This is a genomic window from Novosphingobium cyanobacteriorum, assembly GCF_029436685.1.
GTDB lineage: Bacteria > Pseudomonadota > Alphaproteobacteria > Sphingomonadales > Sphingomonadaceae > Novosphingobium > Novosphingobium cyanobacteriorum.
In genome coordinates, this window is the sequence record NZ_JAROCY010000022.1 from 27,906 (window position 1) to 47,970 (window position 20,065).

A 20,065-nucleotide genomic window follows, 5' to 3' on the forward strand; every position below is an offset into this window, starting at 1 on the left:
GCCGGGGCCTCATCAAGGAACATACCGCCCGCCGCATTGCCTTTACGCAAGGGCGGGATGAACAGGAACCTCAAGCATCATGGTCAAGATCTCCCGCGGCAAGGCCGGACTGACGCGCAAGGGCAAGGCGACCGGCCTTGGCCCCAAGGCCCAGTATGGCGAGGCTCCGACCGATGCTGGCGGGCCTCAGCATGATTATGGCGCGGTCAAGGTCGTCCAGCTCGACAGTTCGGACAAGGCCAGGCTCGGGATCAACTATGCGCCCTTCAAGGTCGAGATCGTCGACGTCGACGTCGTCCTCGTGTTCCTCGATGGCTCGCGAATCATTATCCCCGGCATGGCGATCGCGGCCTTTTCCGGTCGCAAGCCGGTCATCGTCTTCAACGACAAGGAACTGACTGCTGACCAGGCCGTGGGCATGGTTGGTGAAATCAAGGCCGACAACAACTCGGTGGAACTGCACCTCAGCAGTGCCGAAAGCGCCAAGCCCACCGACGGCCAGAAAGATCACGCGGGCGTGCAGCCCGAGGACTCCGCCAAGGCCCAGATCGAGGAAGCGTCCAAGCAGCAGGCGCAGGTCAAGGCGGACGCGGCCTCCAAGCACCTGACCGAGAAGATCAGCGATACCAATTCATCGAGTGCGGCCTCTCCGGGCGTGATCAGCGCAAAAGCCGTGGAGCCGGCTCCCGATGATGCCATCGGGCCGGCCGGCATTGGCAAGCTGGTGCCGCAGCTCACGTTCACACTTTACAACTCCGAAGGGAGCGAACGGACAACCGAGAACGGACAGACCGTCATCAAGGGCGATACCGGTGGGCCCGGCTCGTCGAAGAATGCAGGATTTGCCGCTCAGTCCGCGCCCGAAACGCTGACCGGCACGTCCGGGAACGACCTGATCTATGCAGATACCCCGGCCCACGCGCCGCAAGGATCGACCATGCGGGTCCTCCATGTCGAGGCCATGGTGCCGGCCGGCGGCCTGGCCCTGACGCAATTGCTGATCCCGTCGCTCCCCGAGGGCTATGGCATCGTCAACGGGACCTTGACCGACAAGGGATGGCTGGTCTCGGTCGACCAGGGCAACATCGTCAAGCAGACCATGACGACAGATGCCCAAGGCAAGAGCGTACCTGTCCCGGCAAGCCAGTCCTTCTTCAGCTTCGATCTCCAGCTGACCTACAAGCTTCCGCCGACGGGGGCGACGCCCACGAGCAGCGGCTTTGTCGACGAATTCTATTTCCCGGTCATGCTCGGCCTCTCCGCGGATGGGACGACGAGCACTTTTGCGGTCGCAGTCTCGACGCACTTCGGAATCAAGGACGTCACCGACGAGGCCGGCATGACGGTCAAGGACCCGGTCACGGGCGACCCGATCTATGTCCTGTTCGCGAACCCGCCCGGTACCAAGATCAATGCCGGCGAAGGCGACGACCGCATCGTGGCGGGGGCCGGTCACGACGAAATCGATGGCGGTACCGGCCGCGACATGGTCGACTACAGCCGTTCGGGCGAGAGTGTCCATGTCGACCTTGCCAGCGGCAAGGGCGAGAAGGGCTTTGCCCAGGGCGACAGCTATACCTTGGTCGAAGGGGTTGTCGGCTCGGACTATGACGACATCCTGAAGGGCGATGCCCGCGACAACACGTTCGTCGGGGGCAAGGGAGCCGACCGGATCGACGGCGCGGCCGGTATCGACACGGTCGACTATTCCCAGGCAGGCGGGGTCGGAACCGGATCCGGCGGGATCGAGATCCGGCTCGACGGCACCGCTTCGCACGGAGGGGACGCCGAAGGCGACATTCTGAACTCTATCGAGCATGTCATCGCCACAGGCGGGGCCGATGTGATTGTCGGCGGTGCCGCAGATGAATGGATCGAGGCAGGGGCCGGCGACGATACGGTCGTGTCGAGCCGCGGGGCCGACAGGCTCGAAGGCGGCAGTGGCATCGACACGGCCGACTACGGCAAATCGGATGAAGGGGTGACGATTTCGCTGGGCGGCGCGGCCGGCCGTGGCGGCGATGCCCAAGGCGACACGATCGATGGTGTCGAAAATCTCGTCGGCTCGGCTCAGGCCGACAATCTCGAAGGCGATGAGGCGGACAACCGCCTGACAGGTGGCGCTGGTGCCGACCACATCGACGGCAAGGGCGGCATCGATACGGTCGATTTCAGCACGAGCACGGTCGGCGTGGAAGTCTATCTCGATGGCAGGACGAGCCACGGCGGCGATGCCGAAGGCGATACTTATGCCAACATCGAACGCCTCGCCGGGTCGGCGTTTGATGACCGGCTCGTCGGCGGTCGCGGAGACGATGTGCTGAACGCAGGCTCGGGCGATGACGTGCTCGAAGGCGGCGCAGGTGCCGACACGCTCGACGGTGGCTCCGGCTTCGATGTCGCGAGTTACGCGGGCGCCACCGCTGCGGTCAAGGTGGCCCTGGACGGCACGCTGCTCGACGGAGACGAAGCCGAGGGCGACAGGTTCGTGTCCATCGAGGGCCTCGAAGGTTCCGCGTTCGACGACACCTTGCTGGGGACGGCGGGCGCGGACCTGTTGCGTGGCGGCGCTGGCGACGACACGCTTGCCGGCTTCGGCGGCAGCGACACGCTCGAAGGCGGCGAGGGTCGCGACATGGTCGATTACAGCCAGTCGCGGACGGCCGTGACAGTGCTGCTTGATGGCAGCGCCTCGTCGGGCGGTGATGCTGATGGGGACATTCTGCGAAGCATCGAAGTCGTGGTCGGTTCGGCCTACGACGACCGCATCACCGGCACCGGCGCAGACGAAATGCTAGCGGGCGGATCGGGGGACGATGTCCTTGCAGGCGGCGGCGGGGCCGATGTGCTCAAGGGCGGCGAAGGTCTCGACACGGCCGATTACAGCCGGTCCGCGAGTGGCGTGGACGTCGATCTCGATGGGGATGTGGGGCGCGGCGGGGATGCTGAAGGCGATGTCCTTTCCGGAATCGAACGGCTTGTCGGCTCGGCAGGCAACGACAGCCTCGGCGGCGATGCCGGCGACAACACGATCAGCGCGGCTGCGGGCGATGATACCTTGCGCGCCGATCTGGGGGCTGATGATCTTCAAGGTGGCGAAGGGTTCGACACCGTCGATTACAGCCGGGCGAACGCGTCGGTCACGGTCCGCCTCGACGGCAACGCCTCGAGCGGGGACCTTGCCGAAGGCGACCGTCTCACCGGGATCGAACGCGTCATCGGCTCGAACTATGCCGACCGCCTGCTGGGTGACAGTGGCGCCAACACGCTCGATGGCGGAGATGGCGATGACACGCTCGCAGGTGGCTTGGGCGCGGATCACCTGGTCGGCGGTGCCGGCCTGGATACTGCGGACTATGGCGATTCCAGTTCGGGGATCACGGTCGACCTTGCGACCGGCACCGGTGCAGGAGGCAGCGCGCAAGGCGACACACTGTCCGGAATCGAGAACCTGGCAGGCTCGAACTACGAAGACCGGCTTGGCGGTGACGAGGCCGGCAACCGCCTTGATGGCGGTGCCGGCAACGATATCCTTGAAGGCGGGCTCGGCGCCGACGAACTCGTCGGCGGGGTTGGCTTCGACACGGCTGACTATACGCACTCTGCGCAAGGCGTCACTGTCACGCTCGATGGCAGTGCGGGCCAGGGCGGCGAAGCACAAGGCGATCGCCTGACCGAGATCGAGGCCGTGATAGGCTCGCAGCAAGCCGATCACCTGTCAGGCAACGATGGGGTGAACACCCTGTCGGGCGGCGCTGGCGATGACTTCCTGCGCGGCGGTGCAGGTGCGGATGCGCTCGATGGTGGGGCGGGCATGGATACCGCTGACTATTCGCGCAGCGCGACCGGCGTCGTTGTGGCCAACGACGGTTCCGTCGGCCTCGGTGGCGAGGCGCAAGGCGATACGCTGAGCAACATCGAGCGGATCGTCGGCAGCGGCTTTTCGGACACGATTTCGGGAAGCGGGGGCAGCGACATGCTCGAGGGCGCTGCCGGGGATGACTTGCTCCAGGGTGGCGCAGGTGCGGACAGGCTCGATGGAGGCAGCGGTTTCGACCTCGCCGATTATGGCCGTTCGCGCGCTGGCATTGTCGCAGGCCTCGATGGCCGCGCCAATACCGGAGGCGATGCCGAAGGCGATCAGTTCGTCGAGATCGAAGGCATCTCTGGGTCCGCCTTTGCCGACACGCTCTACGGCAGCGATTCCGAAGAGACCCTGCGTGGCCAGGGTGGAAACGATGTTCTGGTCGGCTCGGCCGGCGCCGATACGCTCGAGGGCGGGGCGGGCTCGGACACGGTCGATTACTCTGAGTCGCAAGCCGCCGTTTCCGTCGATCTGACGCAGTCGAGTGCTTCGGGCGGTTTTGCCGAAGGCGATATCCTGAGCGGGATCGAACGCGTTGTGGGGTCCGCCTTTGCCGACAGCCTTGTCGGCAGCGATGCGGCCGACACCCTTTCGGGCGGCGCCGGCGACGATATCGTTGAAGGACGTGGCGGCGCTGACGCGTTGACCGGTGGTGATGGCTTCGACACGGCAAGCTATGCGAGCAGCAATGCCGGTATCTCTCTTACACTCGATGGTAGCGCCGGGCTTGGCGGGGACGCGCAAGGCGACCATATCCGTGGGTTCGAGCATATCCTCGGATCAGAATACGCTGATGTCATTACCGGTGTCGGCGCGGGCGAGGTCCTCGAAGGCGCGGGCGGAGACGACCGGCTTGCTGGCGAAGGTGGCGACGATGAGCTGATCGGGGGCAGCGGCGCAGACACCTTGACCGGCGGGATCGGCCAAGACCGGCTCGATGGCGGGGAAGGTGACGATCTTCTTGCCGGCGGGAGCGGGGCTGACACGCTCCAGGGCGGCTCCGGCTTCGACATTGTCAGCTATGCCGATAGCCGCAACGGCGTCACGGTCGATCTGGCAAGCGGGCTTGGCAGCGGCGGCGATGCCGCCGGCGACCAGCTGAGTGGCATTGAAGGAGTGACAGGCTCGGCCCAGGCGGATCGCTTGGGTGGATCGCAAGCTGGCGACCTGATCGACGCGGGTGCCGGCGACGACCGACTGTCGGGCGGCGCCGGAAACGACACGCTGCGCGGCGGGACAGGCGACGACCTTGTCGAAGGCGGCGCGGGAGCCGACAGCATCGATGGCGGGGATGGCCATGACATCGCCGACTACAGCCAGTCAGGCGTTGGCGTTTCGATCTTTCTCGATGGGTCAACCGGCCTCGGTGGTCACGCCACTGGCGACAGTCTCGTCTCGATCGAGGAAGTGATCGGCAGCGGCGCGGCTGACAACCTGACCGGTGCCGGCGCTGACGAAGTGCTGCACGGTGCGGGCGGCGACGACACGCTCATTGGTGGAGCGGGCGCCGACACGCTCGACGGAGGCGCGGGCACCGACACTGCGAGCTACACCAATTCGGCGAGCGGTGTTACCGTCGATCTGGAGACAGGCCGTGGCACCGGTGGCGATGCACAAGGCGACAGCCTCGTCTCGGTCGAGCGCCTTGTCGGCTCTTCGGGCAACGACACCCTTGGCGGTTCGGGAGATGACGACGAACTGATCGGCGATGGTGGGAATGACCTGCTCATCGGGCGGGCCGGCGCAGACCATCTCGTTGGCGGGGCGGGCAACGATACGCTCGATGGCGGCGCCGGACCGGACCATCTCGATGGCGGCGAGGGCTTAGATACGGTCGACTACTCCGCTTCCGAAGTCGCGATTCAGGCCAGTCTCGATGGCAACACCGGTGCTGGCGGCGATGCCCAGGGCGATGTCCTGACCTCGATCGAGCGGCTCGTGGGATCGGATTTCGGCGATGTCCTGGTCGGCGGCGCGCTGGCCGATACGCTCGAAGGCGGTAACGGCGACGATCTCATCAGCGCTGGCGCGGGCAGCGACAGCCTGCGGGGTGGGGCAGGTGACGACCGCCTCGATGGCGGTGCAGGCGCGGACATCATTGATGGCGGAGATGGCACGGATACCGTCGACTATTCCGGTTCATCCGCAGCCGTCACGGTCCGCCTGGATGGTTCGCTCAGCGCCGGCGGCGATGCGGCCGGTGACCAGCTGATCGCGATCGAAGACCTCACCGGTTCGGCCTTCGACGATACCCTGACCGGCAACGATGCGGCCGAGACCATTCGCGGCGGCAGTGGTGATGACACTCTGGTGGGAGGGGCGGGCGACGACACCCTCGAAGGCGGCAGCGGGAATGACACCCTCGAAGGCGGCGCCGGGGCAGACCTGCTGCGCGGTGGAAGCGGCAGCGACACCGCAAGCTATGCTTTTGCAGCAGAAGGCGTGGCAGTCTCGCTGGATGGCAGCACCGGAAGCGCAGGGGACGCAACCGGGGACGTGCTGGAGGGCATCGAAACGCTGATCGGCTCGGCCTACGCCGATACCCTGGGCGGCGGTAGCGGCGCGGATCACCTGTCGGGCGGAGCAGGTGACGACATCCTCCTCGGCAGCCAGGGCGCGGATAACCTTGAAGGCGGCGCTGGGTTCGACAGTGTCGATTATCGCAATTCGGCCGGTGCAGTCGATGTCCGGCTCGACGGATCGACCGGCGTTGGCGGGGATGCGGCCGGCGACCAGTATGATTCGATTGAAGGCGTGACCGGCTCCTCGCTCGATGACCATCTGGCAGGCGGGCTCGCTGCAGACCGTCTCGATGGCGCGCAGGGCAACGATGTCGTCTCGGGCGGCGGGGGCGACGATACCCTGCTGGGCGGTGCGGGCAACGACACCCTCGATGGCGGCGCCGGCTCGGACCTGATCGATGGCGGTACCGGCGAGGATACTGTCGACTACTCGACTTCAAGTTCGGGGGTCTCCGTGTCGGTCGACGGCTCGATGTCGAGCGGCGGCGCCGCAGAAGGCGACCGGCTTCTCAACATCGAGAACCTGATCGGATCGTCCTTCGACGACGCGCTCAGGGGAACGCTCGGCGAAGACACCCTGATCGGCGGGGCAGGCGACGATCTTCTCGCCGGACGAGCGGGTGCCGACACGCTCGATGGCGGGGCGGGCTTCGACACCGCCGATTACTCTGAATCCGGCCAAGGCATCACGGTTTCGTTGCAGGGCGGTCTTGGCAGCTCGGGCGATGCTACGGGCGATATCCTCACCGGAATCGAGCGTGTGCTCGGGTCGATGCACGATGACACGATCGATGGCTCATCGAATTCGGACACGCTCGAGGGTGCAGCAGGTGACGACACCCTGCTTGGTGGCGGCGCTGACGACGTCCTGCTCGGGGGCGAAGGGGACGACAACCTTGACGGTGGAGCCGGCGCGGATCGCCTCGAAGGTGGCGCAGGGTTCGACACAGCAGACTATTCCGCATCGCTTGTCGGCGTACAGATCAATCTTGACGGGTCGGCAAGCTCGGGGGGGCTCGCCGAGGGCGACCGGCTCATCGGCATCGAAGCGGTCACGGGGTCGCAAGCGGACGATATCCTTACCGGTTCGGGTGGAGACGAACAGCTGCGCGGTGCCGACGGCAACGACATCCTTCGCGGCGGCGGCGGCGCGGACGTGCTTGATGGCGGCACTGGAACCGATATTGCCGATTACTCGCGTGCCAGTGCCGGCGTGTCGCTTGATCTGGTGACGGGCGGTGTGTCAGGGGACGCCCGCGGCGATACCTATTCATCGATCGAGATTGTCGAAGGCTCAGCCTACAATGACATCGTCACCGGTAGCGCTGCCGCCGATGAACTGCGAGGCAATGCCGGCAACGACCGGCTCGACGGCGGCGATGGCGAAGACGTCCTGCTCGGGGGGGCTGGCAACGACACCCTGCGCGGCGGGGCAGGCGCAGACGAGCTGGTCGGTGGCGCCGGCACGGACACGGCCGACTACGCCGGCTCGAGCGCGGCAGTTTCCATCAATCTCGACGGATCGCTCTCGGCAGGTGGGGACGCGCAGGGCGACACACTGAGTTCGATCGAGACGGTGCGAGGCTCGGCATTCGACGATACGCTGACGGGAAGCGCCCAGAACGAGACACTCGATGGCGCGGCCGGGAACGACACCCTGCGCGGTGGTGCGGGATCCGACCGACTCCTTGGCGGTCTCGGAGATGACACCCTGCTTGGCGGGGCAGGTGCGGACGCACTTGATGGCGGGGCAGGCTTCGACGTCACAAGCTATGCCGGTTCGGCCGCGGGCGTGACGGTCCGATTGGATGGAGGGCTGTCGAGCGGGGGTGACGCCGAGGGCGATACCCTGACCGGGATCGAGGGCGTCACCGGCTCGGGCCAGGCCGACGCGCTCTATGGTGGCGCATCTGACGACCGGCTCGATGGCGCGGCCGGGGACGACCTCATCGTCGGCGGTGCCGGCAATGACACGCTGCTGGGCGGTAGCGGCGACGATCTCCTGACCGGCGGTCTCGGCGCGGACGCGATTGATGGTGGCAGTGGTAACAACACGGCCAGTTATGCCGATGCCGGCGCAGCGGTGGCGATCGACCTCATGGGTAGCGCGGGCACGGCAGGTGAAGCCAGCGGCGATACACTGGTTAACATTGCCCGCCTGGTTGGTTCGGCCTTCTCGGATACACTTGGTGGCGGTGTTCTGGCCGAGACCATCGAGGCCGGTGCAGGTGACGATACCTTGCGCGGCAGTGCTGGCAGCGACACGCTTGATGGCGGCGCCGGGACGGACCATGTGGACTATTCTGGCTCGGGTGCGGCGGTCACGGCCTATCTGGACGGGCGCGCCGGCAGTGGCGGCGATGGCGCCGGAGACATCCTTGTTTCGATCGAGCAGCTGACAGGCTCAAGGTTCGACGATAGCCTGTTCGGCAGCGAAGCGGCCGATACAATCAGCGGCGGCAGCGGTGCAGACACCATCCGGGGCGCCGGGGGCAACGACATTCTTGGCGGGGGCTCGGGCGCCGACGTCATCACTGGCGGCGATGGGGCCGACAGGATCGACGGTGGCGCAGGCGCCGACACCGCAAGCTATGCCGATTCCGCCAGTGGAGTGGCCATTGCGCTCGACGGCACCACCGGCACCGGCGGTACCGCGCAAGGCGATCTCCTGACGGCGATCGAGATCCTCGAAGGCTCGGCGTTCAGCGATGTGCTGTCGGGCGCTGCAGGAACGGACACCCTGCGGGGTGGCGATGGCGATGACAGGCTCACAGGTTCCGCAGGTGCGGATACACTTTCCGGCGGGGACGGCAACGATACGGCCGACTATTCGCTGTCGAGCGCATCGGTCCAGGTTGCACTCGATGGAAGCGCCGGACGTGGCGGCTTCGCCGAAGGCGATACGCTGATCAGCATCGAGAACCTCACCGGCTCGGGCTTCGCCGACACTTTGTCGGGGGGGATGGGGAACGAAACGCTCGATGGCGGAGCCGGCGATGACATTCTCAAGGGGTCCATCGGCGCCGATACCCTGATCGGCGGCGCTGGCTTCGACACGGTCGATTACTCGGCCTCATCCACCGGCGTGACCATCGCCAATGACGGCAGCTTTGGTGGGAGCGGCGATGCTGCTGGCGATAGGCTTGCAGGGATCGAGCGGATCGTCGGATCTGCATCGTCCGATATCCTGACTGGCAGTACGCTCGACGATACGCTTGAAGGTGGCGATGGCAACGACCAGCTTGCCGGCCTCACCGGCAACGACCGCCTGGCGGGAGGTGTCGGCGATGACGTGCTGACCGGCGGCGCAGGCGCAGACGTCCTTGATGGTGGCAGCGGCTTTGACGCTGTCACTTATGCCAATGCCACTGCCGCAGTGAAGATTGACCTGGCGGCAGGAACCGGAAATGGTGCCGAGGCGGAAGGTGACACCCTGATCGGGATCGAGCAAGTCACCGGATCGGACTTTGGCGACACGATCGGTGGTTCGGCGGCAGAAGAAATTCTCCTCGCAGGCGCGGGGAATGACGCGGTGTCAGGCGGTGCGGGTGCGGACCGCCTCGACGGTGGTTCCGGTGACGACGTCCTGTCTGGAGGCGCCGGTGCCGACCAGCTCATCGGCGGCCAAGGTTTCGATACTGCGGACTATTCGTCCAGCACCGCGGGCATCCAGATCAACCTCGATGGCTCGGCAGCATCGGGCGGCGATGCCGAAGGCGATACCCTGACTTCGATCGAACGGGTCGTTGGCTCTGCCGCTTCCGACACGATTGTGGGTTCTTCGGCAGCCGAGTCGCTCGATGGCGGTGCCGGGAACGACGTGCTTACAGGAGCGGGAGGCACGGACACGCTCACCGGAGGCGCCGGGAACGATACCTTGCGCGGCGGCTCAGGTGCCGACCGTCTCGACGGTGGCGTGGGCTTTGATACGGCTGACTACAGTGCCTCGGACTCGGCGGTCCAGATCGTTCTCGACGGTTCGGCCGCTCGCGGCGGCGATGCCGAAGGCGATGTCCTGACCGGCATCGAACGGGTGGTCGGATCCTCCGATGGCGACAGCCTGACGGGCGGTGCCGGCAATGAGACGCTCGCGGGCGGCGCGGGCGACGACATCCTGGGCGGCCTTGGCGGCGACGACGTCCTGCAGGGCGGCGCGGGCGACGACCTTCTTGTCGGCGGGGTTGGCGCCGACACGCTTGATGGCGGTAGCGGCAGCGACACCGTCAGCTATCTTGCTTCGACAAGCGGCGTCATCGCCTCGCTTGGCGGCGCTGTCGGCCAGAACGGTGATGCCCAGGGCGACGTCATCACCAACGTTGAAGTACTGCAGGGTTCTACTTTTGCGGACACGCTTTACGGACGTAGCAGTGCCGAGACCCTGCTTGGTGACGGCGGCGACGATATGCTCGTGGGCAGCGCGGGCGCCGACAGCCTTGATGGCGGCAGCGGCCTCGATACAGTCGACTATTCCGCTTCGACCGCGGCCGTGTCCGTCAACCTCGACGGTTCGGTTTCGTCCGGCGGCGATGCCGCGGGAGATACACTGACAAACGTCGAGCGAGTGGTGGGCTCGGCCCAAGGCGACATACTGCGCGGCTTTGACGACGCCGATATCCTCGAAGGCAATGACGGCGCCGACACTCTTCAGGGCGGGGCAGGGGCAGATACGCTGCTGGGCCAGGCCGGCAACGACGTTCTGGTCGGTGGGCTTGGCGCCGATATCCTCGATGGCGGCGCAGGGACCGACACGGCTGACTACAGCGGCTCTGGGGCGGGCGTGACTGTGGGTCTGGACGGCGGCGCCAACAGCGGTGGCGATGCCGATGGTGATACCCTGCGAGGTATTGAACTGATCGTGGGGTCGGGGTTTGCCGACATCGTGCGCGGCGGAACCGGCGCCGAGACGCTCCAGGGCGGTGCAGGCGATGATCTCCTCGCGGGCTCTGCCGGCGCCGATGCGCTCGAGGGGGGCACCGGCTTCGACACGGCTGATTTTTCGACCTCGAATGCGGGGATCACCATCTCGCTGTCGGGTGGACAGGGCACGGGCGGAGATGCCGCCGGGGACACCCTTGCGGGCATCGAGAAGCTTGTCGGCTCGGCCTTTGCCGATCGGCTAGGCGGCACGAACGTCGCGGATGTCCTCGTCGGCGGCGATGGCAATGACACTCTGACCGGCGGCCTCGGCGATGATGGCCTTGATGGCGGCGCCGGCAATGATATTCTTGTCGGCGGCGCCGGCTCGGACGTCCTTGCTGGTGGGCAGGGCAACGACACGGCCGACTATTCGGCTTCCATCCAGGCTGTCCGTGTCAATCTGGACGGGACTGCCAGCATCGGCGGTGACGCCGACGGTGATGTCCTGAGTTCGATCGAGCGCGTCCTCGGGTCCGCACAAGGCGACGTCCTGACTGGTAGCAGCGCGAATGAGCAGCTCTCCGGCAACGGCGGTGACGATACCTTGTCTGGGGGCGGCGGCGCCGATGCTCTTGACGGCGGCGCCGGAACAGACACGGCAGATTATTCGAGCTCGGCAGCGGGTGTCACGATCACGCTCGACGGCGCTGCCGGTACAGGCGGCGATGCCTCGGGCGACACATTGACCAATGTCGAGCGCCTCGTGGGTTCTGCTGGCGACGATACACTGGGCGGTTCTGCCGGCGACGATACCATTGCGGGTGGCAGCGGTGCCGACACGATCGCCGGTGGCGCAGGAAATGATACCCTCCAGGGCGGGGCCGGGGACGATGTCATCACTGGCGGCGCTGGTGCCGATACGATTTCTGGCGGGACGGGCAACGATACCGTCAGTTATGCATCGGCCCAATCGGCCATCACCGCTTACCTCGATGGCACGACGTCAAGCCGGGGCGATGCTGCGGGCGATACCATTTCTGGTGTCGAACAGCTCGTCGGCTCGGCCTTTGACGACCGACTGCTGGGGAGCAATGGCAACGAGACGATCCGCGGGGGCGCCGGCGCCGATGAGATTTCTGCCGGAACCGGTGACGACCAGCTGTTCGGCGAAGCCGGCGACGACCTCCTCAACGGGGGGGGCGGCGCTGATGCCATAGATGGCGGTGCGGGTTTCGATACCATTACCTATGCGGGCTCCCTTGTCGGCGTGACGGTTCGTCTCGACGGCACGGCGTCCCAGGGCGGCGATGCCGATGGTGACCTACTGGTCAATGTCGAAAAAGTAATCGGCTCTGCCGCCGGCGACGTCTTCTATGGCTCGGCTGGTGACGAACAGGTCGACGGAGGAGCTGGAGACGACCTCATCGTCACGAGCGCCGGAGCGGATGGCTACACCGGCGGTGCGGGCTTCGATACGGTCGACTACTCGAGTGGCGCTGCAGCGGTGACGGTCCGTATGGACGGATCGGTCTCGAGCGGCGGCGATGCCGAAGGCGATACCCTGTCCGGCATCGAGCAGGTCATCGGAACTGCCCTTGCGGACACCATCACGGGTTCAGCCAATGCCGATACGATCGTGGGCGGCGCTGGCGCGGATAGTCTTTCGGGCGCCGCAGGGGCTGACCAGATCTCGGGCGGTGATGGCAACGATATCCTCCAGGGCGGCGCCGGCGCGGATCTGCTCGATGGCGGTGCCGGCTTTGACCGCGTGACTTATGCTGGCGCCGGAAGTGGGGTCGCAGTCCGCATGGACGGCTTGGCCGGTACCGCCGGCGAAGCGCTCGGCGATGTGCTGGTAGGGGTCGAGCGGGTAGTCGGATCGGGATTTGCCGATACCATCGTCGGTTCGGCAAGCGATGACACGATCGACGGTGGCAACGGCGACGACCTCCTTCAGGGTGGAGATGGCGACGACGCCCTGGGTGGCGGCAATGGCAATGACACGATCGAGGGAGGTCTTGGTGCCGACCGGATCGATGGCGGTGCCGGCACCGACGTCGTTGACTACACCAATTCCGTGCAATCCGTCTCTGCATTCCTTGACGGCACTGCCGGTGTCGGTGGTGATGCCCAAGGCGATGTGCTGCTCAATGTCGAAACCTTGAAGGGCTCGGCGCTCTCTGACACGCTGACGGGCAGTGCCGGGGCCGATACCCTGCTCGGCCAGGCCGGTGACGACACGCTCGTCGGAGGCGCAGGCGGTGACACTCTGGGGGGCGGCGACGGCTTCGATACAGCGGACTATTCGGCCTCTGCGACAGGGATCGCCCTCGACCTCGTAACCGGCACGGGCAGCGCAGGCGATGCAGCCGGCGACCGGCTCAGCAGCATCGAGCGTGTCGTCGGCTCCACCATGGCCGACACCATCACTGGTTCGGCGGTCGCCGAAGTCGTCGAAGGCGGCGACGGAGCAGACCGTCTCGATGGCGCAGGTGGCGCAGACAGCCTCTTCGGCGGCAACGGCGATGACGTCCTGACAGGTGGCGCAGGAGGCGACCAGCTCGACGGGGGAAGCGGCCAGGACACTGCCGATTATGCCTCGAGCAACCAGGGCGTGACGATCTTTCTCGATGGCGTCAGCACCGGAGCGGGCGGCACTGCTGCGGGCGACACGCTGAGCAGTATTGAAACCGTGTTGGGCTCTGCGTTCGGCGATACCTTGGTGGGCGCTGCCGCCGCTGAGACCCTAGTCGGCAACGACGGCAACGACATTCTCGAAGGGGGTAGCGGTGCTGACCGTCTCGAGGGCGGTGCAGGCATCGATACTGCCTCCTATGAGCATGCAAGTGCCGGGGTGGCGGCAAGCCTAGCCACGGGCGCCGGCACGGCAGGAGACGCGAGCGGGGACGTTCTTGTCGGCATTGAACGACTGCTGGGTTCAGACTTCGATGACATTCTGGCAGGGGGCAGCGGCATCGAGACACTCGACGGCGGCGCTGGCAATGACATGTTGATTGCCAGCGCGGGCGCTGACAGTCTGGTTGGCGGTGCAGGCTTCGACACCGTCGACTACGCTGCGGCAACGGCTGCGGTAAGCGTTGCCCTCGACGGTTCCGGAGGAGCTGGCGATATAGCGGCCGGTGACAAGCTTACCGGCATTGAAGCGGTCATTGGCTCGGCGTTTGGCGATACCATAACCGGAACATTCTCCGACGACACGCTCGCCGGTGGTGCAGGCAATGACGTCTTGTCTGGCGGGAGCGGAAGCGACATCCTGGGTGGCGGGGTTGGCGATGACACGTTGTCGGGTGACAGTGGTGCTGACATCCTCGATGGCGGCACCGGCACCGACACGGCCAGCTATGCCGGTTCGGGCACAGCCGTCACGATCGATCTTGGCACGGGGTCCGCCAGTGGCGGGGATGCGCAAGGCGACACTTTCAGCTCGATCGAGCGGTTCGTCGGATCGCGCGTCGCCGACACCCTGATCGGCGGGTCCGGTGATGACTGGTTCGACGGTTTCGATGGCAACGACACGCTGCGCTCGGGGGCGGGCAATGACACCTTGTTCGGCGGGATCGGAGACGACAGCCTGGACGGCGGCGCCGGTGCAGACCGCATCGATGGCGGGGCTGGAATCGATACGGTGGATTACTCGGGCTCCACAGCCGGCGTGACCATCAGGACCGCCGGGACTTCGAACGGTGGTGATGCCGAAGGAGACACCCTTTCCGCGATCGAGAAGGTGATCGGATCTTCGTTCGCTGACCGCTTTGAAGGCAGGGCGGCGGATGAGGAGTTTGTCGGCGGCGGTGGTGACGACAGTTTCGTGGCGTCTGGCGGAGCCGATATCTATCGTGGCGACGCCGGAGCCGACACGGCAGATTACTCGGCATCGTCCAGTAACGGCATGCAGATCTACATGGACGGAAGCTTCGGAACGGGTGGCGATGCTGCCGGTGACCGTCTGTTCGAAATCGAAACGGTGATTGGCTCAGGCCAGGCAGATACGATCACTGCAGGTGCCAGCGCGGCGACCATCCTGGCCGGCGGGGGCAACGATACCCTTTTCGGCGGTGACGGCAGCGACACGCTCGACGGTGGTGCCGGTGACGATATCCTGGCAAGCGGTCTTGGCGCCGACCAGATCACCGGCGGTGCCGGTATCGACATCGCAGACTACCGCAATTCCGGCGCCGCGGTGATTGTTGCCAACAATGGCAGCGCCGGTAGTGGGGGCTGGGCAGAAGGCGACGTCCTCACCGGTATCGAAGTGGTCTACGGGTCCCAGAACTACGCTGACACGTTGAGGGGTAGTCTCGTTTCCAGCTCGAGCCTGTGGGGCTGGGGTGGTGATGACCTCTTGGTCTCGTTCGGCCAGGCCGATTTCATCGATGGCGGTACGGGATTCGACACAGTGGATTTCTCGGCTTCGCAGGCCGGGGTGACGGTAAGGCTTGATGGCGGAGCCAGCAGTGGCGGTGATGCGGCCGGGGATGTCATCGTCAACGTCGAGCGCGTTACTGGCTCTGCCCTTGGCGACACGCTGATCGGTGCGAGTGGCAACGAGACGCTGCAGGGCGGCGCGGGCGACGACATCCTCGTTGGCGGGGCCGGCGCCGATACGCTCGACGGTGGTGCGGGCTTCGACACGGCTGACTATTCCTCCGCCGGCGGCGTCATCGTGCGCATGGACGGTAGTGGCGGCGGCGCGGGCGATGCGGCCGGTGATGTGCTGCTAGGCGTTGAAAAGGTCATCGGATCTGCCTTGGCCGACGTGATTTATGGATCGGGGAGCGCGGACACGATCGTGGGCGGCGATGGCGATGACATTCTCGCGCCCGGCCTCGGTGCAGACACGCTCGATGGTGGCAGTGGCAGCGACACGGTTGACTATTCCAGTTCGGCGAGCGCGATCACTGTCAACCTAGTCGATGCATCGCTTTCGACCGGTCTGGCACTGGGCGATGTCTTTTCCAGTATCGAGATCTATTCGCTGTCGGCTTTCAATGACAGGTTTACAGGCTCGGGCGGGGGTGAGACGATCAATGCCGGCGCGGGCAACGATATCGTGGATGCCGCCGGAGGCGATGACACGCTCTATGGTGGCGCCGGAAACGACACTCTGGTCGGCGGCGCTGGCGCGGACGTGATCGACGGCGGCGCAGGGACCGATACTGTCGACTATTCCGCATCGGGCGCAAGCGTTGCGATCAATCTTGGCACGGGGACCGGCAACAGTGGCGGGGATGCACAGGGAGATATCTTTGCGGTCAATTCGATCGAGAACGCCATCGGCTCTGCCGGGGATGACACGATCGTGGGCAGCGCTGCAGCCAACAACCTGAAGGGAGGGGCAGGCAACGACATCCTCATCGGTGGCGCCGGGGCCGATACCCTTGATGGCGGCGCGGGCATCGATACCTTGAGCTATGCGAGCTCGGGTAGCGCGGTGTCGGTGAGCCTGGCGAGCGGGACTGGCACGGGCGGGGATGCTGCGGGCGACACGTTCAGCGGCTTCGAGAACCTTGCGGGCAGCAGTGGCGCCGACACGTTGACCGGGGACGGAGCGGCCAACACGATCTGGGGCGGTGTCGGCAACGATACGATCCAGGGCGGCGCTGGCAACGATACGATCTATGGCGAAGAGAGCAACGACACCATCGACGGCGGTGCGGGCGCGGACGTGCTGGATGGGGGTGCCGGGATCAACACGCTGAGCTATGCTTCTGCGGCAGGAGCGGTGACAGTCTCACTGCTGACCGGGACGGGCACAGCCGGCGAAGCCAATGGCGACACCTTCACGAACTTCCAGAACCTCACCGGATCGGGCAACAACGACACGCTGACCGGCGACAGCCAGCAGAACCTCATTGCTGGCGGCAATGGCGATGACATCATCGATGGGGGAACCGGCGCGGATACGCTGCAGGGGGGCAATGGCAACGATACCCTGCTCGGTGGAGCGGGATCCGACGCGTTCGACGGCGGGGCCGGTACCGATGGGGTGGACTACAGCCAGAGCAGTGGCGGTGTCTCGGTCGACCTTGCCGCCAATTCCGGCAATGGCGCGGATGCCCAGGGCGACACTTACGCCAATATCGAGAACCTGACGGGTTCCGCTTCGGGCGATACGCTGGTTGGCAATGCTCTGGCAAACACACTCAATGGCGGCGGCGGCAACGACCAGTTGTCAGGTCTTGCCGGCAACGACGTGATCAACGGCGGGAATGGCGACGATGTCATCACCGGCGGTGCCGGGGTCGACGCGCTTGATGGTGGCGCCGGCATCAACACCCTGTACTTCGGCACCAGCTTCGGCAACCTTGCGAGCGTATCGGCAAGCGCAGGGGTCACCATCTCACTCGACGGTGTGACGACCGGTATCGGTGGCGACGCCCAGGGCGATACCTACCGCAACTTCACCAATGTCTACCTCACCAACCTTGCCGACAAGGTGACCGGGACGGCGGCGAACGAGTGGTTCCGTGGCCTGGGCGGGGCGGACACGATCGATGGTGGCGCGGGCACCGACACCGTAAGTTACTGGGGCAGCAGCGTGCCGGGAGGCGTGTCCATCGGCCTCGACGGGGTTGCCGGAACGCTGAACGAGGCAGCAGGCGATGTTCTGACGAACATCGAGATCCTGCAAGGCTCGCAGTTCGACGACACGCTCTGGGGCAATGGCAGCGCCAATACCATCCAGGCGATGGAGGGCAATGACACCATCAGGGGCGATGCGGGCGCAGACGCGCTCGACGGCGGCACAGGCTCGGACACGGTGACTTATGCAGCTTCTGCAAATGCCGTGACGGTCAACCTGCTCACGTCCTCCGGCGCCGGCGGCGATGCGGCCGGCGACCAGTATTCATCGATCGAGAACGTGACGGGATCGGGACTGGACGACACATTGGTAGGCGATGGCGCTGCCAACACCCTGGCGGGGGGTAATGGCAACGACTACCTGCGCGGCGGGCAAGGTGCTGATACGCTCAACGGCGGGAGCGGCACCGATACGGCAGATTATTCGGATTCGACGGCCGGGGTGACGATCTACCTCGACGGCACGGCTGCGAACGGGGGTTTCGCCCAGGGTGACGTGCTGGTGTCGATCGAGATCGTCAACGGCTCCTCGTTTGCCGATACCCTGGTCGGATCGAACGGATCGGAAACCTTCAACGGCGGCGACGGCGACGATGTGATCAGCGGCTTTGTCGGTGACGACACGATCAATGGCGGAATTGGCAACGACACGCTCTCGGGCGGCAGCGGCGCAGACACTGCCAATGGCGGAGCTGGCACCGACACCTTCAGCTATGCCTCGGCGACAGGCGGGGTGACTGCTTATCTTGATGGTACTGCGGGCAGTGGGAACGATGCCACAGGTGATCGTCTTTCGGGCATCGAGATCCTGGCGGGATCCGGTTTCGATGACAGCCTGACAGGAACGAGCCTGGCCGACACGCTGCAAGGAAACGCCGGAAACGATATCCTGGCCGGCGGTGCCGGTGCAGACAATCTCGACGGCGGCGCCGGGACCGACAGTGTCTCGTTCAGCAACTCCCAGGTCGCGATCACGGCAAGTTTCGCAGCAGGGGCCTTGGTGGTTACCGCTCCAGACGCTGTAGGGGATAGCTATACGTCGATCGAAGGTGTCATCGGTTCAGCCTTTGCCGACATCCTGCGCGGTGGGTCGGCCAGCGAAACCCTCGATGGTGGCGGGGGCGACGACACAGTCTACGGCAGTGCCGGATCCGACGCGATAGCTGGCGGTGCCGGGTGGGACACCATCGACTATTCGGCTTCGGCAGCCGCGGTCAGCGTGCGTCTCGATGGACAGGCCGGTTCAGGTGGCGACGCAGCCGGCGACACTCTGTCGGGGATTGAGCATGTCATCGGAACGAACCTTGGCGACAGCTTTACCGGCGCCGCCGCGGATGAGACGTTCCATGCCGGTGGCGGTGCGGATGCGATTGCCGCCGGCGCCGGAAATGACTTCCTCTATGGCGAAGCCGGTAACGATGTCCTCAATGGTGGTACCGGCAGTGACGTCCTTGACGGCGGGACCGGCAGTGATACCGCATCCTATGACCAGTCCACGCTGGGCGTTGTGGCGAACCTTGCCGACAGCAGTTTCAATACCAATGAAGCGGCCGGCGACAGTTTCGCCAGCATCGAGAACCTGACCGGATCAGCCTTCAATGACCGGCTGACGGGCGATAGCACCGACAACCTTCTCGACGGTGGCGCAGGCAACGATCGCCTGATCGGTGGGGCGGGAGCCGACACCCTGATTGGCGGTGCCGGAACCGATACGGTCGACTACTCCTCGGCAGGGACCGCGATCAGTCTTACGCTGGGAGCAGGCGGAACGGGAACAGGCGCGGGGAATGCCGGCGATGCCGCGGGTGATACCTTGAGCGGTATCGAGAATGTCCTGGGCTCCGGTTTTGGCGACAGCTTTGCGCTTGCGCTCAACGCCGGTTTCTCGATCGACGGCGCGGGAGGCAGCGATCTGGTGGCTCTTGCAGCGAATTCCGGGACGGTGTCAGCTGCACAGTTGAGTGCAGTACTCACGCGCGTCGAGACGATCGACCTGTCCTCGTCCGGGACCAGCGCGAACCTGACAGTTGATGCCAACTTCGTGCAATCAATCGCTGGTGCAGGCAATGCATCGCATCTCACGCTCGACATCGATGGCAATGACAATGTGACGTTTTCCGGCAACGCTTTCTATAGCCAGAACGGGAACGACTACACGTTCTATTCGGACGCTTCGATGACGCAGGCCGTCGGCCAGCTCACCTTGGGCTGAGGCGCA

General features: G+C 65.5%; 1 protein-coding gene. It reads left to right on the plus strand.

Features of this window, described 5'->3' with window-relative positions; all coding sequences use genetic code 11:
• Positions 1-79 precede the first annotated feature (79 nt).
• A complete protein-coding gene (locus POM99_RS18415) occupies positions 80-20,059 on the plus strand; it encodes a calcium-binding protein (RefSeq protein ID WP_277280065.1) in 19,980 nt (6,659 codons plus the stop codon).
• The last annotated feature ends 6 nt before the right edge of the window (positions 20,060-20,065 follow it).

Excerpts from the sequence above, each read along its gene's own strand:
- POM99_RS18415 (WP_277280065.1), top strand. The coding sequence starts at position 80 with ATGGTCAAGATCTCCCGCGGCAAGGCCGGACTGACGCGCAAGGGCAAG.